General features: G+C 62.4%; 20 protein-coding genes. 10 read left to right on the forward strand and 10 right to left on the reverse strand.

Annotated features, from left to right (window positions below; all coding sequences use genetic code 11):
* The 7 genes from GNZ13_RS02370 to mpl form a co-directional block, all read right to left on the reverse strand.
* The coding region (locus tag GNZ13_RS02370) for a 2-dehydro-3-deoxygalactonokinase (RefSeq protein WP_172160140.1) at window positions 1-263 on the reverse strand (263 nt) is incomplete at its 3' end.
* A complete protein-coding gene (locus GNZ13_RS02375) occupies window positions 260-1237 on the reverse strand; it encodes an IclR family transcriptional regulator (protein WP_172160142.1) in 978 nt (325 codons plus the stop codon). The genes GNZ13_RS02375 and GNZ13_RS02370, both read right to left, overlap by 4 nt.
* A 1294-nt stretch (window positions 1238-2531) precedes the next feature.
* Window positions 2532-3254 (reverse strand): monofunctional biosynthetic peptidoglycan transglycosylase, encoded by a 723-nt coding sequence (mtgA, locus tag GNZ13_RS02380; RefSeq protein WP_172160144.1) that lies wholly within the window; start codon window positions 3252-3254, stop codon window positions 2532-2534.
* Between the two features lie 67 nt (window positions 3255-3321).
* Complete coding sequence (aroE, locus tag GNZ13_RS02385; RefSeq protein WP_172160146.1) at window positions 3322-4185, reverse strand: shikimate dehydrogenase; 864 nt, start codon at window positions 4183-4185, stop codon at window positions 3322-3324.
* Entirely contained in the window at window positions 4182-6296 is a 2115-nt protein-coding gene (locus GNZ13_RS02390) for a ribonuclease catalytic domain-containing protein (RefSeq protein WP_172160148.1), read from the reverse strand. The genes aroE and GNZ13_RS02390 overlap by 4 nt, the downstream gene beginning before the upstream one ends.
* A 177-nt stretch (window positions 6297-6473) precedes the next feature.
* The gene (locus GNZ13_RS02395; RefSeq protein ID WP_172160150.1) at window positions 6474-7076 is read right to left on the reverse strand and encodes a YqiA/YcfP family alpha/beta fold hydrolase; all 603 of its coding nucleotides are present in this window, start codon (window positions 7074-7076) and stop codon (window positions 6474-6476) included.
* The gene (mpl, locus tag GNZ13_RS02400; RefSeq protein WP_172160152.1) at window positions 7073-8467 is read right to left on the reverse strand and encodes a UDP-N-acetylmuramate:L-alanyl-gamma-D-glutamyl-meso-diaminopimelate ligase; all 1395 of its coding nucleotides are present in this window, start codon (window positions 8465-8467) and stop codon (window positions 7073-7075) included. Before mpl ends, GNZ13_RS02395 begins: the two co-directional genes overlap by 4 nt.
* A gap of 213 nt (window positions 8468-8680) precedes the next feature.
* Here mpl and GNZ13_RS02405 point away from each other — a divergent pair, with 213 nt between their 5' ends.
* From GNZ13_RS02405 to GNZ13_RS02450, 10 genes are all read left to right on the forward strand, one after another.
* Window positions 8681-9334, forward strand: a complete 654-nt coding sequence (locus tag GNZ13_RS02405; RefSeq protein WP_172160154.1) for a UDP-N-acetylmuramate--alanine ligase — start codon at window positions 8681-8683, stop codon at window positions 9332-9334.
* An 11-nt stretch (window positions 9335-9345) separates the two neighbouring features.
* On the forward strand, window positions 9346-9894 hold the full coding sequence (locus GNZ13_RS02410; RefSeq protein ID WP_172160156.1) for a TlpA family protein disulfide reductase: 549 nt from the start codon (window positions 9346-9348) through the stop codon (window positions 9892-9894).
* A gap of 194 nt (window positions 9895-10088) precedes the next feature.
* Window positions 10089-10544: a type II 3-dehydroquinate dehydratase gene (aroQ, locus tag GNZ13_RS02415; RefSeq protein WP_063497372.1), complete on the forward strand. Its 456-nt coding sequence runs from the start codon at window positions 10089-10091 to the stop codon at window positions 10542-10544.
* Between the two features lie 69 nt (window positions 10545-10613).
* Window positions 10614-11084, forward strand: a complete 471-nt coding sequence (gene accB, locus GNZ13_RS02420) for an acetyl-CoA carboxylase biotin carboxyl carrier protein (RefSeq protein WP_172160158.1) — start codon at window positions 10614-10616, stop codon at window positions 11082-11084.
* A gap of 128 nt (window positions 11085-11212) precedes the next feature.
* Window positions 11213-12580: an acetyl-CoA carboxylase biotin carboxylase subunit gene (gene accC, locus GNZ13_RS02425; RefSeq protein ID WP_172160160.1), complete on the forward strand. Its 1368-nt coding sequence runs from the start codon at window positions 11213-11215 to the stop codon at window positions 12578-12580.
* Between the two features lie 3 nt (window positions 12581-12583).
* Window positions 12584-13486, forward strand: a complete 903-nt coding sequence (gene prmA / locus GNZ13_RS02430) for a 50S ribosomal protein L11 methyltransferase (protein ID WP_172160162.1) — start codon at window positions 12584-12586, stop codon at window positions 13484-13486.
* A gap of 48 nt (window positions 13487-13534) precedes the next feature.
* Window positions 13535-14884: a zinc-ribbon and DUF3426 domain-containing protein gene (locus GNZ13_RS02435; RefSeq protein ID WP_172160164.1), complete on the forward strand. Its 1350-nt coding sequence runs from the start codon at window positions 13535-13537 to the stop codon at window positions 14882-14884.
* 71 nt (window positions 14885-14955) lie between these two features.
* Window positions 14956-15456: a thiol peroxidase gene (tpx, locus tag GNZ13_RS02440; RefSeq protein WP_172160166.1), complete on the forward strand. Its 501-nt coding sequence runs from the start codon at window positions 14956-14958 to the stop codon at window positions 15454-15456.
* A 96-nt stretch (window positions 15457-15552) separates the two neighbouring features.
* Window positions 15553-16491, forward strand: coding sequence for a carbohydrate kinase family protein (locus GNZ13_RS02445; protein ID WP_172160168.1), 939 nt, complete (start codon window positions 15553-15555; stop codon window positions 16489-16491).
* Window positions 16492-16516: 25 nt separating this feature from the next.
* Window positions 16517-16993, forward strand: a complete 477-nt coding sequence (locus tag GNZ13_RS02450) for an outer membrane lipoprotein (RefSeq protein WP_115781066.1) — start codon at window positions 16517-16519, stop codon at window positions 16991-16993.
* A gap of 312 nt (window positions 16994-17305) precedes the next feature.
* Here the strand turns inward: GNZ13_RS02450 and GNZ13_RS02455 are convergent, their stop codons facing one another.
* The 3 genes from GNZ13_RS02455 to GNZ13_RS02465 all read right to left on the reverse strand — a co-directional run bounded on the left by GNZ13_RS02455 (window position 17306) and on the right by GNZ13_RS02465 (window position 19603).
* Entirely contained in the window at window positions 17306-17926 is a 621-nt protein-coding gene (locus GNZ13_RS02455) for a histone H1-like DNA-binding protein (RefSeq protein ID WP_172160262.1), read from the reverse strand.
* A 30-nt stretch (window positions 17927-17956) separates the two neighbouring features.
* On the reverse strand, window positions 17957-18274 hold the full coding sequence (locus GNZ13_RS02460; RefSeq protein WP_172160170.1) for a hypothetical protein: 318 nt from the start codon (window positions 18272-18274) through the stop codon (window positions 17957-17959).
* Window positions 18275-18376: 102 nt separating this feature from the next.
* Window positions 18377-19603, reverse strand: a complete 1227-nt coding sequence (locus GNZ13_RS02465; RefSeq protein WP_172160172.1) for a ribonucleotide-diphosphate reductase subunit beta — start codon at window positions 19601-19603, stop codon at window positions 18377-18379.
* Window positions 19604-20094 lie beyond the last annotated feature (491 nt).

Consider the following 20094-nt stretch of genomic DNA (forward strand, 5'->3'; position numbering starts at 1 on the left):
GGCGCCTGTTCGAGCCAGGCGCCGCACGTGTCCTCGAATGCGGCATCGAAGCCGCCTTGCTCGGCGCTACGCGGCAAATTCATGATGCCGGCCGTCGATGCCCGCGTCGCCAGCACTTCGCCGACCGCGTCGTACAGATATGCGCGCAGCGACGTCGTGCCCCAGTCGAGCGCAATGAGCGCTGCGTGCTGGAAGTCGGCGTCGGCGACCTCGACGTCGTTCACCGGATTGACTGCTTGCGTGTGAGAACCCGCTCGCTTCATCGCTTGATCCTGCGGGTTGCCGGTTGCGGGGCACGCCAGCCGAGTTCTTCCGAGATCGCACGCGCTTCGCGCTGCACGACCGGAATCAGTTCATCCATGCGTTCGAGCGACATATACGGAATCGTGCTCGCCACCGACAGCGCCGCCACCACTGCGCCCGATGCATCGCGCACCGGCGCCGCGACGCAACGGATCGACGCTTCGTTTTCTTCGAGGTCGAAGGTGTAGCCGCCAGCGGCGTAGTTGGTCATGCGTTGCATGAAGGTCTGCGCGTCGGGGCGGTTATCCGGTTTGAAACTGACGCTGGCGAGCGCGCGCCGCGATGCCTCGAAAAGCGACTGCCAGACGTCCGGTGTGAGGTCGAGCATCATGGCTTTGCCGATACCCGTAGACGCCAGCGGCATCCGGTGACCGACGCGCGAGCGCATTTCGAGGCCACGAGTGCCGGGGATCTTGTCGATGTACAGCACGTCGTCGCCGTCGCGCACGCCGAGGTGGATGGTGTCGAGCGTTTGTTCAGCGAGCGATTCGAGGTGCTGACGCGCGACCGCGGTGAGCGGCATCTGTTCGAGCGCGATGGTGCCGAGTTCGATCAGCTTCGGACCGAGCAGATAGCCGCCTTGCACTTGCCGCAGATAGCGCGCCTGCACGAGGCTGCTGACCAGCCGATGCGTGGTGCTGCGGGTCGTGCCAAGCGCGGCGCCGAAGGTGCGCAGATCGCGCACGCCGGCAGCGGCGGCTTCCAGAATCGCCAGCCCGCGCAGGAGCGTTTGTGTGCCGGCTTGTTGCGGCGTGATGTCGAGCAGCGTGCTCGGCAAGGCGATTTCGTCGGACACGGGCGGTTGCGCGCTGACGCGCGGGGCTTTGGCGGCGTTCGCGGCCGGTTGCGGCGCTGCGCGGGTCGCGTGATCGGCTGACGGCGCCAGATCGGTTTCGGACGCGCCAGCGGCGTGAGTAGGCATCGCTTTGTTCATGGCGATTGGCTTTTCGGTGGTTTTTTGCGCTTACAGCGCGGGGCCGGAGAGGAGGCCTGTTTTGTTCGCCGCACAGTGTGTGTTGCCTGTGGCACGGGCATGCGGGTGTTGCCTTTGAGGCTTGGGCATGGTTTGGCTTGTCTCCGGTTTTTTTCTTGCTGTCGCTCGTCGCGGCCGGTTTTTTTTGGCTCGCGGTCCGTGTTGGCTGGATTGTAGGGCGGTTTTCGAGAAAGCTCCAATATGTGAGTGTTTGATTCATATAATGGGATTTTTCCCTGCCGGGGGTGGTTTTTGTCTGTGCTTTTTCGGTGTTTGGGTTTCTATTGGTCGGTTGCCTGCGCGGCGCTTGTTCGTCTGTTTGCCTGCGGTGTTGGGCTTTCCTTGATCTGGATTCTTTGGCCTTTCCTTGATTTGTTTGCCTGCGCGGCGCTTGTTGGCTGGTTGCCTACGGCGTTGGCCTTTCCTTGTTTTCTTAGTGGTTTATTAGCGTTCGCCCCTGTGCGGGGCAGGCACTTACTTTCTTTGCCGCCGCAAAGAAAGTAAGCAAAGAAAGCGGCTCCAACCGCTAATTCTTAAGCGGGTCCCCTGGCTTGGAGTGGGTAGTGGTGCATCTGGAATCCGCGTCCTCGCACATTCGGCGTGAGTGACAAAGCGCTCATCAGCTCCCACTCCGCACTGCGTGCGTCGCGGATGGGTCTGCCGGGGAAACCCCGGGCTTCGTTGGGGCCCGGTGGGAGCCATCGGCTTCGCCTCGGCGAGGTGCTAGAAAATATATCTGTATCGGGATGTGCCGTTCAGCGCTCCAAGCGGCCGACAAGTCACGACACCGCATGCAGGTGTGAATTCGCACTTCGAATGAAGTGCTGACGGATAGCAGAAACTTTCGGGATGCAACGGCGAGCCGCGGCATCGAGTGAAGCTTGCGCGCGAAAAAGAGCCGATGGTTCTGAGAAGTACGCGTCAGCGCGCGCAGCGCCGCCGGAAGTATGACGGCCTTGTCACCAGGGCGGAGTGTGCGAGAACACAGATTCCAGATGCACCACTGCCCCCTCCAAGCCAGGGGACACGCTTAAGAATTAGCGGTGTGAGCCGCTTTCTTTGCTTACTTTCTTTGCGGCGGCAAAGAAAGTAAGTGCCCGCCCCGCACAGGGGCGACGCTAATAATCCAATATCAAATCAAGGAAAGGCCAACGCCGTTGGCAAACAGACGAACAAGCGCCGCGCAGGCAAACAAACCAGGCAACCCCCACCGCCGTAGGCAAACAAACAAAACCCCGCCGAGCAGGCAAAACCCTTATTCGGGCAATTCCGCCGCCCCCATCCGCCGCGCAATCACGCGCGAACGCTGAGCCAGATACCCCGATCCCCTGTGCTGATCAAAATACTTAGGCTGCGGCAGCATCACAGCCAACCTCGCCGACTGCCCAGCAGTCAACTTGGCAGCAGAAGTCTTGTAGTAATAATGCGCGGCCGCCTCAGCGCCATAAACCCCATTCCCCCACTCAACGGAGTTGAGATAAATCTCAAAAATCCGCTGCTTATCCATCAGTGTCTCGAGCATCCACGTGATGATCAACTCCTGACCCTTGCGGATATAACTCTTCTCCCGGGATAAAAACAGATTCCGCGCCAGTTGCTGGGTAATCGTCGAACCGCCGCGAACAATCTTGCCCTTGGCCTTATTCCGCTCCCACGCCTGCAAAATGGCATCCGTCTCGTAACCATTGTTATTGACGAAGTTCGCGTCTTCGGAAGCGATAATCGCGCGCTTCAGATTGTGCGAAATCTGCTCATACGGCACCCACGAATGCTGCACCGACAGATCAGGTCGATCCTCCGACAGCCGCCACGCATCCGAGCGCATAAAAGCCGTCGACCGGGGATTCACGTAATTCCACACCGCGATCTGCGCGAAGTAAAACGCCTGCGTCGCAAGCCACGCGATCGCCACCACAGCGCCCAGATAAAACACCCATCGCACCGGACCTGGCCGGCTCGCGCGCCGCGTTGCTGTCATCGTGCCTGGAGTCCTCAAGTCGGTGAATCGGTAAGTCGGCGTGTTCCGGAAAGTAGGAAGCAGCAGTCTAGGCGTGCGACGGCGCCGTCAACAACGCTCGCAATTCGGCCAGCACCGGCGCACCGTCGGGCCGCACGCCTCGCCACACGTAAAACGATTCGGCCGCCTGCTCGACCAGCATGCCGAGACCATCGGCGCCGCGCGCGCCCAGCTTCTGCGCGTGTTCGATGAACACCGTCGGATGCGCGCCGTACATCATGTCGTAAGCGAGCGTGCCGCTGCCGAACGCGCGGTCGTCGCACTCGGGCAACGACGCATCCAGACTGCCCGCCGTCGCGTTGACGATCACGTCGTACGTACCCGCTTCGATCGCTCGCGCGCTGCCGCCGGTCAGACGGCAAGCGGCGTCGCGCGCGGCTTGCGCGAACTGGTCGACGAGCGCTTCGGCCTTCGCCGCCGTACGGTTGACGATCGTCAGCGTATGCGGCGCGCGGTCCAGCATCGGCAGCACGACACCACGCGCGGCACCGCCGGCACCGAGCAGCAAAATCCGCGCGCCCTTCAGCGGCACGCCGAGATTCACTTCGATGTCGCGCACGAGGCCGAAGCCGTCCGTGTTGTCGCCGAAAACACCACTCGCGTCGAACCGCAGTGTGTTCACCGCGCCCGCTGCCGCCGCGCGCGGCGACAGGGTGTTAGCGAACGCGTGCGCGTCGAGCTTGAACGGCACCGTCACGTTCATGCCACACCCGCCCGCTTCGATAAAAGCGCGCACGTGCGGCACAAAGGCATCGACCGGTGCTAGCAGGTGGCCGTACTCGATTGGCTCGCCGGTCTGCGCGGCAAAGCGGCCATGAATGAACGGCGATTTGCTATGGCCGACCGGGTTGCCGATGACCGCGTAGCGGTCGCGTGAATCATTCGCGCTCATCGTCCTGGCTCCGAGACATGCTGCTGATCGGCTGCCGGATCGCTGGCGCCAGCGCCGTTTTCGTCGTCGCCCGCTTCAGCCGCACCGCCGTCGAGGTCGGCTTCCGCCTGAGCCTCGGCTTCGCCTTCGGCGCTTTCATCCGCGACGTCGATGATTTCCTCTTCGCCCTCGTCGGCTTCTTCAGCCTCGCCGCCGCTCGTCACGGTCGGCGCGTCAAGCACGTGCAACAGACGCACGGACGCTTCGACGGTCAGTTCGTCGATCGACATCACTTCCATCTGCAAGCGCGTGCCACGTGCGTGTACGCCGAGACCCGGCACGTGCAGCAGCAACGGAATCTCTTCGAGGCGCACGAGATCGCCCTTCACCACCGACGCCACCACCTGCTTCTTATTCTCCTGCTTCAACCAGCGCAGACACCAGAAGTACTCCATGCGGCGCTGGTGATCGGCATACGCGGTGTAGGTGTCGTCGAACCCTTGCACGACGGCGAACAGATCGGCGTCCTTCGGCTTGAAAGGCGCGGCCAGTTTTGCGGTGACGCCATGCTGCACGCAGGCGAGCAACTGCCACTGGTTCACCAGGTCGACGTAGCGGCGCAGCGGCGACGTGCTCCAAGCGTATTGCGTAACGCCCAGGCCTTCGTGCGGCGCCGCATTGGTCTGCATGCGGGTGCGTTTCGGCCCGGTCGGCGCGCCGAACGCGCGCTGCGAACGATAGATGCCCGGCACGCCGTGGTCGTGCAGGAACGCGCCCCACGACGAGTTGGCGAGAATCGCAAGCTCCGCAACGATCGTGTCGAGCGGCGACCCGCGCCGGCGCGGCGTGATCGTGATGTACTCGCCTTCCACGTAGAAATTGAAATCGGTGTTGCGCTGCACTTCGCGGCGCAGGCCGTAACCGGCGCGTGCGGTCTGACGCTTTTCGAACAGCGCCTGCGCGAACGGCCACAGCACGGCGATGTCTTCCTTGTGCGGATAATCGCCCGTGCCGGCGGCAAGCGCCTCTTCGGTGACCAGCTCGTCCAGCGTGTTGTGGCGCAAATTATTCTTCACGAATACACGCTCGGCGCGCGTTTCGCTCGCGACGATTTCCTGCGTTTCGCGATTGATGATCACATACAGCGACAACGCCGGCCGCAAGCCGCCTTCAGCCAGCGTAAACGCTTCGACGACGCTATCGGGCAGCATCGTGATCTTGTCGCCCGGCATATAGACGGTCGACAAACGCGTGCGCGCGATCGCATCAACCTCGTCGCCACGCGCAATGCCGAGCGCCGGCGCGGCGATGTGCACGCCGATCCGCACGCGGCCATCGGCCAGATGCTCGACGGAGAACGCATCGTCGATCTCGGTGGTGGTGATGTCGTCGATCGAGAACGCCTCGACATCGGCTTCCGGCAGTTCTTCCGGCAACGCGCCGACCGTGACCGACGGAAAACCGATGCCGTGCGGGAAAAACTCGGAGAGGAATTTCGCCTCGTGCAACGCGCGGGCCGACGGAATTCCGCCGCATTCGAGCATCAGCCGCGCCTGTGAGATGCCGCGTGCCGCTGCCGCGCCTTCGAGCGCCTTGTATTCGATCGTGTTCTTGTCCGGTTTGGTGAGCAAAGCCAGCGCCTTGCTGCCGCTGAAGCCTTCCGGCAGACGGCCTGCCTTCAGCTCATCTTCGTAGCCGGCCTGCACCAGCGCCTGTTGACGCTTGCGCTCCAGCCCGGCAAGCGCCATCTTGAGCTGCTCCTGCGGCGCGCGTTGGTACATGCCGCGGCCCTTGCGGCGGAAGTACACCGGCGCGCCGTGCATACGCAGCACCAGCGCCGCGCGCTCGATGGAGCCGAACGCTTCGCCGAAGTACTCGGCGCCCAGCGTGGCAAACGGGAATTCGTCATCCGGCGCGCATTCCCACAGGAAGTCCAGATCGATGTCCTGCGCGGCGGCGTCGGCCTGCTGCATCAACTCGCCAGCGGTCGGCTTTTCAAATTCGATCAGCACGTCTTTCGCGCGCACCTTGGCGCGCCGGCCGCCCGGCAACTCGACCTGAAAAGCATCGCCCTGGCGCGACAGCACGCTGCCCGCCTTGAAACTGCCCGATTCCTCGAAGAAAACGTTCACTCAATACTCTCGTTCTGACTTGCATCTGCCGGCGCGTCCGATTGGGTTCAGCTATCGGTCACTGCGTGCGCGGCACGGCAACGTGTTCGTGGTAGTGGATCCGCGGCGCGATACACGCGCGCCGGCGGCATGAATCTGGTGATCCGCAGCGGCCTCGCTGCCGGATCGTCGGCACTGTCAGGCCGCCTCGCGCGGCGCCGGCGGCTCGACAGCTTCGGTGTCGCAAAAGGCCAGCACCTCGTCGACGTATTGCGCGAATTCGCTGATCGCGTGGTCGCTCCCTTCGATCAGCGTAGTGCGTGCGCCGGGATAGTGCGCAAGCATTTCGCGGTAATCGAGCACTTCGTCGCCGGTGGCAGCCAACAAATAATAGCGTTCGGGCCGCGTGATCGACGCGACGCCGAGCGCGCGCAACTCGTCCAGATGATGCGGCTCGACAGTAATGCTGCCGCCGCCGTGCCACAACGGCTGCTCGCCGAGATAGGCGCTCAGGTCGCGCTGCGGCACCACCGCCGGGTTCAGCAGCACCGTCGGCCAGCCGTGCTTCTCGGCGAGATACGTGGCGAAGTAGCCGCCCAGCGAACTGCCGATCACCGTGACATTGTTCGGTTTCGCGGCCGCTACCAGCGATTCGACGAGCGCCACGGTCTCGAACGGCGAGACCGGCAGCATCGGGCAGCACCATTCGTCGCTGCGGCCGAGTTCGACAAGGCGTGCCGCCAGCATGCGCGCCTTGAACGAATTGGGCGACGAGCGGAAGCCGTGCAGATAAAGGATCACGAAGTGCCTCGTGCGGAAAGTGCGTCGAGCAGCTTCTGATGCACGCCGCCGAAGCCGCCGTTGCTCATCACCAGAATCTGGTCGCCGGGGCGCGCTGCGTGACCCACTGCTTTGACCAGCGCGTCGAGATTGTCGAAAGCCTGCGCCTTGCCGCCGAGCGGCGCGAGTGCTTCGCCGAGATTCCAGCCGAGTGCGTCGCGGCCGGCCGGCGCGCCGTAGCCGAACACCAGGTCCGCGTCGGCCAGACTGGCCGGCAATTGCGCTTTCATCACGCCGAGCTTCATGGTGTTCGAGCGCGGCTCCAGCACGGCCAGGATTCGCGTGTTTTCGTGACCGACACGTGCACGCAGTCCGGCCACCGTGGTCTCGATCGCGGTGGGGTGATGGGCGAAATCGTCGTAGACGGTCACGCCGTCGACGCTGCCGCGCACTTCCATGCGGCGCTTCACATTCCGGAAATTCGCCAGCGACTTCGCCGCTTGCGCCGGCGGCACGCCGACATGGCGCGCGGCGGCGATCGCGGCAAGCGCGTTCATGCGGTTGTGCTCGCCCTGCACCTGCCACTCGACGACACCGACGCGCTCACTGTTGTGATACACGGCGAAACGCTCGTCGACCGGCACGCCGTCTTCTGCCGGCAAGGTTTCCCAGCCGCCTTGCACGCCGAAGCGCTCGACTTCGCTCCAGCAACCGCGTGTCAGCACGCGCTCCAGCGCGTCTTCACGACCGTTCGTAACGATGCGGCCGATGCCCGGCACGGTGCGGATCAGGTGATGGAACTGCGTTTCGATCGCCGCCAGATCCGGGAAAATGTCGGCGTGATCGAACTCGAGGTTATTCAGGACCGCGGTCTTAGGCCGGTAGTGAACGAACTTGGAACGCTTGTCGAAGAAGGCGGTGTCGTATTCGTCGGCTTCGATCACGAAGAAGCTCGAATCGGTCAGCCGCGCCGACACCCCGAAATTCAGCGGCACGCCGCCGATCAGGAAGCCCGGATTGAGACCCGCGTCATCGAGCAGCCAGGTCAGCATCGAACTGGTGGTGGTCTTGCCGTGCGTGCCGGCCACCGCCAGCACCCACTTGCCGTGCAGCACATGCTCGCCGAGCCACTGCGGACCGGAGACGTAAGGCAGGCCGCGATCGAGGATGGCTTCCATCAGCGGGTTACCGCGCGAGACCACATTGCCGATCACGAACAGGTCGGCGTTGAGGCCGTTCAACTGCTCGGCGTCGTAACCTTCGATCAGACGAATGCCTTGCGCCTCGAGCTGCGTGCTCATTGGCGGATAGACGCCGGCGTCGCAGCCCGTCACGGTGTGGCCCGCGCCGCGCGCGAGGACCGCGAGTCCGCCCATGAACGTGCCGCAGATACCGAGGATGTGGATGTGCATAAGCCTGTCGTGCCGCGCGGGCGTATTTTTGCGAGGGATGGGAGCGCAGAAGAGCGGTCGAAACGACCGTCTGCAAAGGACGCTATTGTAACCGACGCCTCTCTATCGCCCTATGAACGGGGCCGCCGCGGTGGCCGCCCGCGTCGCGTACGCAAAACACCCGGCGCGAGCCGCCCGGAAAGGGCTGTCATCGATCTCTAGTATGATTGAGAGATGGTTCGCAAATCACATTTCGATCCGCAGCGCGTGCGCGAAGAAATCGCCATCGCGGCTGCCCGGATGATCGCTGAAGACGGTCTGGACTACGCAACGGCCAAGCGCAAAGCGGCACGGCAGGTAGTCGGCGAGACTCGTGTTGCCGGCGAATGGCTGCCGGATAACGACCAGATCGAAGAAGAAATTCGTGAATATCAGTCGCTTTTCAAAGGCGACAGCCAGCCAGCGCTGTTGCGGCGGCTGCGCCGCATTGCGATCGACTGGATGGAGCGGCTCGCGTCGTTCAATCCGTATTTGACCGGCGCGGTGCTCGGCGGCACCGCCGGTGAACACTCGGATATTCACCTTCAGGTGTTCTGCGACAACCCGAAAGAAGTCGCGATCTACTTTCTGAACGCCAACATTCAGTACGACGTTTCGGAGACGCGGCATTTTGCCGGTCGCGGCTACGTCGAGACGCTGAGCTTCCTCTGGCGCCCCACGAGCGAAGGACCCGATGCGGAGCCGGCCGGCATCCACGTCGCCCTGTACGAAACTGACGACTTGCGCGGCGCGGTACGGGCCGACGCGCGCGGCCGCACTGCCCGGGCGAATCTGCAGGCGGTTCAGGCGCTGCTCGACAATAGCGACGTCACCCCTTCAACTAATTAGACAGACCTGGAATGAATACGAGACGGATTCTGGCAGGCGCGCTTGTTGCGATCGCCGCTGCGGGCGGCGGGGTGCTGGCCAATCATTGGCTGAACGGCGCCCCGGAAATCGCCCGCGCGGCGCAACCCGCCTCCACACATAGCGCAGTCGAGCAACTTTGGACCACGCCCGTCACGAACGTCGACGGCAAGCCGCAATCGCTAAGTTTGCTCAAAGGTCACCCAATCGTCGTCAACTTCTGGGCGTCGTGGTGCGGACCGTGCGTTGAAGAAATGCCCGCTCTTTCGCAACTGCAGCGCGAATACGCAAAAAAAGGAATCCAGTTCGTCGGACTTGGCGTGGATTCGGATAAAAACGTCCAGGCGTTCCTGCAGAAGGTGAAAGTAGCCTACCCGGTCTACGTGACCGGGTTCGGCGGCGCCGACCTCGCACGCGCGTTCGGCAATACCGCGGGCGGCCTGCCCTTTACCGTCGTAATCGACGCACAAGGCAACATCCGCTCGACAAAATTAGGGCAAATCGACCCGCAAGCGCTGAAACAGACGCTCGACGCGCTCTAAATTTCACATTCTTTTGACGATCAGATAGGGGCAAAAGGCGCGAAATTACGCGCAAATCGCTCAAATTTGAGAGAAGATGGGCGCCCGGAGAAGCGGCGAAAGGTCGCTAGGATTGTTTCGAACGCGCAGGAAACTAGACAAGTTTCTCTAATCAGCGCTAAAGTGCGCCCAATTCCACGGAAAAAGAAGCGACCATGACGCGACTGCTGGTACTGCACGGCCCCAACCTCAACCTTCTCGGCACCCGGGAACCTGAGGTCTACGGCCGAGTCACGTTACCGCAGATCGATCAGGCACTGGCGGACCGCGCAGCGGACGCAGGTGTCGAGCTCGCGTCGTTCCAGAGCAATCATGAAGGCGCTCTCGTCGATCGCATCCAATCCGCCCGGACTGAAAAAACCGATTTCATACTAATCAATCCCGCCGCGTACACGCACACCAGCGTGGCCATTCGGGACGCACTGGCGGGGGTCGGCATCCCGTTCGTCGAGATTCATCTGTCGAACGTACATCGCCGCGAACCGTTCCGGCATCACTCGTATTTCTCCGACCAGGCGGAGGGCGTGATTTGCGGCCTCGGCTGGAAGGGATATCTGTACGCGCTCGAATTCGCGCTCGACCGGCTGTCCGCCGGCTCGTCGCGCGGCTGATTCCAAACACGTCTAATTTGCGCCGGCTGCGTACGCGCCGGCACTTTACGCATTGAAAGGGGCTTCCTGATGGATCTACGTAAACTGAAAACACTGATCGACCTCGTCTCGGAGTCCGGTATTTCCGAACTCGAAGTGACCGAAGGCGAAGGCAAGGTCCGCATCGTCAAGAATGCGCCGCCGGTTTACGTGCAACCGTCCGCTTCGTATGCTCCGCAATATGCCCAGCCGCTACCGTTCCAAGGCGGTGAAGCGCCTGCTGCTGCAGCGAGCGCCCCGGCTGCGCCGGCCGTCGCCGCGCCGCAAGGCCACGTGGTGACCTCGCCGATGGTCGGCACCTTCTACCGCGCGCCGTCCCCGGGCGCCGATCCGTTCGTCCAGGTGGGCGACACGGTCAAGGAAGGCCAGACGATCTGCATCATCGAAGCGATGAAGCTGCTCAACGAAATCGAGTCGGACAAGTCCGGCGTGGTGAAGGAAATCCTCGTCGAAAACGGTCAGGCGGTCGAGTACGGCCAACCGTTGTTCGTGGTCGGCTAACGCGGCACGCTTTGCGCTTTTTATGCGCTTGCCGCCCGCGCGCCTGCTGTCCGAGGCGCGCGACCGATCCTCTGAGGCAGCCTGTGTTGTGATCAACCAGGCGCCTATTGACGAGTCGAAAACCCGCTATGTTTGAAAAAATCCTCATTGCCAATCGTGGCGAGATCGCGCTTCGTATCCAGCGCGCCTGCCGCGAACTCGGCGTCAAGACGGTCGTCGTCTATTCGGAAGCCGACAAGGAAGCCAAGTACGTGAAGCTCGCCGACGAGGCGGTCTGTATCGGCCCGGCACCTTCGAATCTGAGCTACCTGAACATGCCGGCGCTGATCAGCGCGGCAGAAGTCACGGACGCCGAAGCGATCCACCCCGGCTACGGCTTCCTGTCGGAAAACGCCGACTTCGCCGAGCGCGTCGAGCAGTCCGGCTTCACCTTCATCGGCCCGCGCCCGGAAACCATCCGGATGATGGGCGACAAGGTGACCGCCAAGCAAACCATGATCAAAACCGGCGTGCCGTGCGTGCCGGGTTCTGAAGGCGCGTTGCCGGACGATCCCAAAGAGATCGTGAAAATTGCCCGCCAGGTCGGCTACCCGGTGATCATCAAGGCCGCCGGCGGCGGCGGTGGTCGCGGCATGCGCGTGGTCCACACCGAAGCGGCGCTGGTCAACGCGGTCAACATGACGCGCGAAGAAGCCGGCCGTGCGTTCGGCAACCCGCAGGTTTACATGGAGAAATTCCTGGAGAACCCGCGGCACATCGAAATTCAGGTGTTGTCCGATTCGTTCAAGAACGCAGTGTGGCTGGGCGAGCGTGACTGCTCGATGCAGCGCCGTCACCAGAAAGTGATCGAAGAAGCGCCGGCGCCGGGCATTGCGCGCCGCCTGATCGACCGCATCGGCGATCGCTGCGCGGATGCCTGCAAGAAGATGGGCTACCTCGGCGCGGGTACGTTCGAATTCCTGTACGAAAACGGCGAGTTCTATTTCATCGAAATGAACACGCGCGTGCAGGTCGAGCATCCGGTGACCGAGCTGATTACCGGCGTCGACATCGTGCAGGAACAGATCCGCATCGCTGCCGGCGAGAAGCTCGCCTTCCGTCAACGCGACATCGTGTTCAAGGGCCATGCGATCGAATGCCGGATCAACGCGGAAGATCCGTTCAAGTTCATTCCGTCGCCGGGTCGTTTGACGTCGTGGCATATGCCGGGCGGCCCCGGTATCCGCGTCGATTCGCACGCCTACAATGGCTATTTTGTGCCGCCGAACTATGATTCGATGATCGGCAAGCTGATCGCTTACGGCGCGACGCGCGAGCAGGCGATCAAGCGGATGCGCATCGCGCTGTCGGAAATGGTGGTCGAAGGCATTCAAACCAACATCCCGCTGCACCGCGAGCTGATGCTGGACGCGAAGTTCGTCGAAGGCGGCACCAGCATTCATTACCTCGAAAACCGGTTGGCCGCGAAGCAGCAGGCCGCGCCGGAAGAAGCGTAAGTCATGAGCTACCGGGAACTGATCGCCGAGCTGGCACGCGAGCACGCGGAGGAGTTCTCCGACGCGCTGCTCGAGTTGGGTGCGCTGTCCGTATCGGTTGAAGATGCGGACGCCGACACGCCCGACGAGCAGCCGCTGTTCGGCGAGCCCGGTCTCACGCCGGATCGCACGGCGTGGCAGCGTTCGCGGGTGATCGCACTGCTCGCGCCGGAACACGAGCCGGCGGTGCTGCTCACTGCCGCAGCCAATGAGATTGGGCTGGAAACCGCACCATCGTTTACCGTGCGCGAAGTCGAAGAACAGGATTGGGTGCGTCTCACGCAATCGCAATTCGATCCGATTCCGATCGGCGAGCGCATCTGGGTCGTGCCCTCGTGGCACGACGCACCGGACCCTGACGCGCTCGTGCTGGAACTCGACCCTGGCCTCGCATTCGGAACCGGCAGCCATCCCACGACACGTCTGTGTATGGAATGGCTGGAACAATCGGTGAAGGCGGAGCAATCCGTGCTCGACTACGGCTGCGGCTCGGGCATCCTCGCGATTCTCGCGAAGAAGTGCGGCGCCAACCCGGTGCACGGCATCGATATCGACCCGCAAGCGGTCGAATCGGCGCGTCACAACAGCGAGCGCAACCGGGCGGAAGTCACGTACGGTTTGCCTGACGAATGCCCCACCGGCGAGTTCGATATCGTGGTCGCCAATATTCTGTCCAATCCACTCAAGCTGATGGCGTCGATGCTGTCGTCGAAGGTCAAGCCGGGCGGCCGGATCGCGCTGTCGGGCATCCTGGCGCGCCAGGCGGACGAAGTGGCGCAGGTCTATGCACGATGGATCGACATCGGCGTATGGCGCGAACACGAAGGTTGGGTATGTCTCACGGGAACACGCCGCGAAAGCCATTAGAATAAGGCGTATTGTCCAACCAACAGCCTTTCGGCTTACCGGCTCAATATGCTCCTGGCAACACGTTGCCCCTTCTGCGATACCGTTTTCCGCCTGCAACCGGCGCAGCTCGCGCTGCGCCGCGGCCTCGTGCGCTGCGGGTATTGCCATGAAGTATTCGACGCGTCGAGCAGCCTGTTCGAACTGAACGAGGGCGGCGACTTTTCCACCGCCAAGCCGGTCGCCGCAGCAGCGGCGATCGAGGCTTTGTCCGGTGTACGCGCCAAGGGCCCCGATTTCAGCGCCGAGGCATGGGACCCTTGGGCACCGGCGCCCGACGCTGCGATCGACAACCGCCTGCTTCACAACGTCCGCGATCTGCCGGCTACACCGGTCTCGACCGGCGCAGGCGTCGCGGTCACGCCGCGTCATGCTACCGAGCCGGAATTGCCGGCGAGCGCGTTCACCACGCCGACTCCTCCCGACAACGAACCCATTCTCGCGGACGCGCCACGCGAACCCTTCGCTTACGAGGCCGATGCGCCCGCGGATGTCCCGCGCGAACCTGTCGCTCCCCGGACCAATCCGCCTGCGGAAGCGGCGCCGCGGGTCTGGCACAAGACCGAGCGTCCGTCTGAACATCTTGGTGATGCCGACGAACCGGTTCTCAACGAGCCGGCTACCTTGCATGGCATTCGTGATAATGAACCGCATTTTGGTGCGGCCGGCTTAGGTGGGGCCGCCTCAGGTGCGGCCGGCTTAGGTGGTGCCGGCGCGGGCGGTCTCGGCGCAGGCAGCGGCGGCTCAGGCACGGGCGGCCCCAGTGGCCCCGGCACAGCGACCTTTGGATCCAGCGGCGAACCCTTCACGGTCCAGCCGGTGCATGACGGCGTCGATCCATTCCCGGTGGTACGTGAAACGCGCGCGGCCGAACCGCAACGCCTCGGCTGGTTCATCTTCGGCTCGGTGGTCGCCGCGCTGCTGGTTATCGCCCTGCTCGCGCAACTCGCCTGGTGGCAGCGCGAAACCGTGCAGGTCTACTTCCCGCGTTCACAGACACTCTATGTAAAGGCCTGCGCGCAGCTCGGCTGCCAGATCACGCCGCCGCACGACATCGACGGCTTGCAGGTCGAGCCGTCCGATTTGCGGCAGATCGACGGTCCGCACAAGCTCGAACTGAAGATGCCGCTGCGCAACCGCTTCAATGTTGCGCTGGCCTACCCGGCCATCGAACTCACGCTGCTCGACGACCAGAACAATGTCGCCGTGCGCCGCGTGCTGTGGCCGCAAGACTACGTCCCACCCGGCACGCCAATCGCAGCCGGACTGCCGGCGCACACGACCCAGACCATGATCGTCCACCTCGACACGGGCAATGCGGTCGCTTCCAATTTCCGCGTACAGATTTTTTATCCGTAACGCATTCTCGCGCCCGGCACTGACCGGGCTTGTTCACCGTCATTACTGACGAATTTTCGGAGCACAACAACATGAGTCAAGTCACGCTGGGTGGCAACCCGATCGAAGTAGCCGGCACGTTCCCGACCGTGGGCCAGAATGCCCCCACCTTCTCGCTCGTGGGCAAGGATCTGAAGCCGGTGTCGCTGGCCGACTTCGCCGGCAAGCGCAAGGTGCTGAATATCGTCCCGAGCCTCGACACGCCGACCTGCGCCACGTCGACCCGCAAGTTCAACGAAGCCGCAGCCAAGCTGAGCAACACGGCTGTGATCGTCGTGTCGGGCGACCTGCCGTTCGCAGCATCGCGCTTCTGCACGACCGAAGGCATCGAGAACGTCGTGACGGCGTCCACGTTCCGCGGTCATGACTTCGCGCAAGCCTACGGCGTCGACGTGACGAGCGGCCCGCTGACGGGTCTGACGGCACGCGCCGTGGTGGTCGTCGACGAGAACGACAAGGTCGTGCACGCTGAGCTGGTCGGCGAAATCAAGAACGAACCGAACTACGATGCAGCACTCGCCGCGCTGAAGTAAAACCTTCGCGCACGAGCCCCGGCGCCGCGCTTCATGCGCGGCGCTGTCACATCGTCGCGCCCATTCTCTTTATCGATTTTTACAGGAACGCTCGCCTTGGCTACGCTGATTTGCGGTTCGCTCGCCTACGACAACATCATGACCTTCGAAGGCCGCTTTCGGGATCACATCCTGCCGGAGCAGGTCCACATCCTGAACGTGAGCTTCCTCGTGCCGACGATGCGCCGCGAGTTCGGCGGCTGCGCGGGCAACATCGCCTACTCGTTGCATCTGCTCGGTGGCAATGCGCGCATCATGGGGACGCTCGGCGCGATCGACGCGCAGCTCTACATGGACCGCTTCAAGCAGCTCGGCCTGTCGACGGAAAACGTGCTGGTGGTACCGGAGACCTATTCGGCCCAGGCGATGATCACCACCGACCTCGAAAACAATCAGATCACCGCGTTCCACCCGGGCGCGATGATGCAGTCGCATCTGAATCGCGCCGATCAGGCAAAAGGCATCACGCTCGGCATCGTCGCCCCCGATGGCTACGACGGCATGATCCAGCATTCCGAGCATCTGGCAGCGGCCGGCGTGCCGTTTATCTTCGATCCGGGCCAAGGTCTGCCGCTGTTCGACGGTGAGTCGCTGCGCCGCATGATTGAACTTGCTACTTACGTAGCTGTCAACGATTACGAAGCCAAACTGGTGAGCAACAAAACGGGTTGGTCGATCGAAGAGATCGCCGGCAAGGTCGAGGCGCTGATTATCACGCTCGGCGAACAAGGCGCGCAGATCCATCACGCCGGCGGCATCGAAGAGATTCCGGCGGTCAAGGCACAGCAGGTGCTCGATCCTACAGGTTGCGGCGACGCGTTCCGCGGCGGCTTGTTGTACGGTATCGAGAACAAGCTTGGCTGGGCGACCACAGGGCGTCTGGCGAGCCTGATGGGCGCGCTGAAGATCGAACACCAGGGCCCGCAAAACTACGCGCCCAGCCGGGCGGAGATCAATGAACGGTTCAAGCAGGCGTTCGAATACGACCTGCCGTAATACCGCAAGCTATTGGAGTTAGGGAATGAGAATAACGAGTCGCCTGGTAGTGGCCGCCTTGATCGCCGGTTCGCTGGCCATGTCGGGGTGTGCGTACAACAGCAGCTCTGCCGACGTCTACACGGCGTCGCAGGCACAGCGCGAAGAAACGGTCCGCATGGGCACGGTCGACAGCGTTCGCGCGGTGAAGATCAGTTCGAATAACGGCCAGCCGAGCGGCTTGGGCGCGATCGGCGGCGGCGCCCTGGGCGCGGTGGCAGGCAGTGCGATCGGCGGCGGCCGCGGCTCGATCGTGACCGGCATCATCGGCGGTCTGGCTGGTGCGGTGGCAGGCAACGCGGTCGAGAACGGCGTCGCGGTGCACGACGGTCTCGAGATCACCGTGCGACTCGATAACGGCGACATGCGTGCGATCACCCAAAGCGCCACCGGCGAAATCTTCCGCGCCGGCGAGCGCGTGCGTCTGCTCTCGAGCGGCGGCGTCACGCGCGTCACGCACTAAGTTTCCCCTCTCGCGCGGTCGCGCTTCACGCGCCGCCGCGGCGACCTCAAACGCATGCCCTCCCATGTCGACCGGAGTTAGCGCTTTAGGGCTTACTCCGGTTCCATGCAACATGGTTGCGGTGCATGCGTTTTTTTTCGCCTGCAGGTTTTGAAGCGTTGTTTCTTGTAGCGGGCGCCTTCGCCAGATCAAAAAAAATCCCGTCGCCAGAAGCCCGGCAACGGGACCCTGACCGAGTAGCGCTCGGTAATGCTACTTAAGCGCTACTCGATCATCGACACACCGTACGACGTGTCGAAGTACTTCTACCGCTTACGGGCGGCTGCCCGTCGGGAACGGCCATGCCGCTGCCGGGTTCAGCGCGGTCTTCACCGTCGCCGCCGGTGCTGCGCTCGAGACAGAAGTCGCTGCGGGTGCAGGAGCCGCCTTCTTGGCGACAGCCTTCTTCGCAGGGGCAGCCTTCTTGGCAGGAGCAGCGGCCTTCTTCGCGGCAGCCTTCTTGGCAGGCGCAGCCTTTTTAGCAGCAGCCTTCTTCGCAGGCGCAGCTTTCTTGGCAGCAGCCTTTTTCGCAGGCGCGGCCTTCTTGGCAGCAGCCTTCTTAGCCGGCGCGGCCTTCTTTGCTGCGGCCTTCTTCGCTGGTGCTGCCTTCTTTGCTGCAACCTTCTTCACTGCAGCTTTCTTAGCCGGTGCCGCCTTCTTCGCTGCAACCTTCTTCACTGCGACTTTCTTGGCTGCAACCTTCTTGGCCGGAGCAGCTTTCTTCGCTGCAACCTTCTTGGCCGGTGCTGCCTTCTTTGCTGCAACCTTCTTCACTGCGACTTTCTTTGCAGCGACTTTCTTCGCCGGTGCGGCCTTCTTAGCCGGCGCAGCCTTCTTTGCTACAACCTTCTTGGCTGCGGGTTTCTTAGCTGCCGCTTTCTTTGCAGTTGCCATCATTTTCTCCTTCAGGTTTTCAGATGAGAGTCAGTTCAAACTACACCCTTCGTCAAAACCCGCTTCTCGCGGACGCTTCTCAGGGCGCGCGCTACGAAGCGGGCTATTCATCGGCGTACGCAGGTGCTGCGCGCTTACGCTAATGAATGCGGTAAGGCGCGCCGTGCCCTTGAGCACCGCGCGCCAGATCTGGTCGGCGCTGTATCTCAACGCCGGCAATTGCTTGATCGGGCCGCTGGCCATCGAGCCAGCGGCTTTTTCCGGGGGGAAGTTTGCCCATCCCACTGAAGGGTTCGCAAAGTGCCTGTCATGTTTGTGGGCCGCTAAGGCACCGGGCACGCTTTGCATCAGGCGGTTCTGCTCCTAACCATAATTGCCGCGGCTTCGGCCGGCGGCATCCCCATCAAAGAGTTCGCATTCCAACTGCGTTCAACCGCAGTGCGAGCGGGATTACTCCCAGCTTAGTGCACCGCCGGTCTGATATTCAATGACTCGCGTCTCGAAGAAGTTGCGTTCCTTCTTCAGGTCGATCATCTCGCTCATCCACGGGAACGGGTTTTCCTCGTTCGGGTACAGCGGATCGAGACCGATCTGCTGGCAACGGCGGTTGCAGATGAAGCGCAGATAGCTCTTGAACATCGACGCATTGAGGCCGAGCACCCCGCGCGGCATCGTATCTTCTGCGTAACGATATTCAAGTTCGACCGCTTGCTGGAAGATCTCGCGGATTTCCGCGCGGAACTCAGCCGTCCAGAGTTGCGGGTTTTCGAGTTTGATCTGGTTGATCAGGTCGATGCCGAAGTTGCAGTGCATCGACTCGTCGCGCAGGATGTATTGGTACTGTTCCGCCGCGCCGGTCATCTTGTTCTGGCGGCCCAGCGCCAGGATTTGCGTAAAGCCGACGTAGAAGAACAGGCCTTCCATCACACAGGCGAACACGATCAGCGAGCGCAGCAGCGTCTGGTCTGCTTCGAGCGTGCCGGTCTTGAAGGCCGGGTCGGTCAGCACGTGGATGTACGGAATCAGGAATTCGTCTTTCGCGCGGATCGAGGAAACCTCGTGATACGCGTTGAAGATTTCGCCCTCGTCGAGGCCCAGCGATTCGACGATGTACTGGTAAGCGTGCGTGTGGATCGCCTCTTCGAACGCCTGGCGCAGCAGGAACTGGCGGCATTCGGGAGCCGTGATGTGGCGGTAGGTGCCCAGCACGATGTTGTTGGCGGCCAGCGAGTCAGCCGTCACGAAGAAGCCCAGGTTGCGCTTGACGATGCGGCGCTCGTCTTCGGTCAGACCGTGCGGGTCTTTCCAGAGGGCGATGTCGCGCGACATGTTCACTTCTTGCGGCATCCAGTGGTTGGCGCAACCAGCCAGATACTTTTCCCAGGCCCACTTGTATTTGAACGGCACCAACTGATTGACGTCGGTCTGGCCGTTGATGATGCGCTTGTCGGCGACATTCACCCGCGCTTCGGAAACGGCAGCCGTTCCGGTAGCAGCGTGAGCGACGGGAGCGACAGCGATGTCGTTCGCGAAGATGTCTTGAGCCGAGGGAGCGTGAGGAGCGGAACGCGTTCCGACTTGCGAACCGACAGCCGATCCCGCAGCGTTGCGCAACACATTCTGTTGCGTAGCGCTCGAGGAAGTTACGGCAGTGATCTCGTCATCCCAGTTGAGCATAAATGTCACCATCAATTTAGAACGGTTTGTACCATCTTTTCACGAGCGATAAAAGAGTTCGCTGATGAAAAATCCTGTTTTCGATTCGCGTTGCTACGTTCATACAACACTTTGTTCAACAGACTGTGTGTGCCGCCTCATGTGAAGCGTGTTGAACGTGTGTCGTCGAGGTGCTTCGCGAGCTCGAAGAGCAACGTGTCGAAGCGACGTTTCGCTGCTCTATCTATCTGTATTGCGGAGCGTGCTTGCAGCGTTTTGCGATTGCTTCCTGCTGCCTCGCCGACGTGGCGGTTGCCGCGTGCTTGCCTGTCCATCAGTGCTAGCGAGGTGAAGTTCAATGCAATGCCGAGCGATGCATCTGGCCGGCTGTGTCGATCGACCATCGACCGGAGCGTTTGGTGAGCGCTTCATGTCGAGCGCTTCGTCTGTGCTGCCGACTGCTGAGTGCTTCGTCTGCTACTTGCCTACCGCTTGCCTGCCGCTTCACGACT

Source organism: Paraburkholderia elongata (genome assembly GCF_013177735.1).
Lineage (GTDB): Bacteria > Pseudomonadota > Gammaproteobacteria > Burkholderiales > Burkholderiaceae > Paraburkholderia > Paraburkholderia elongata.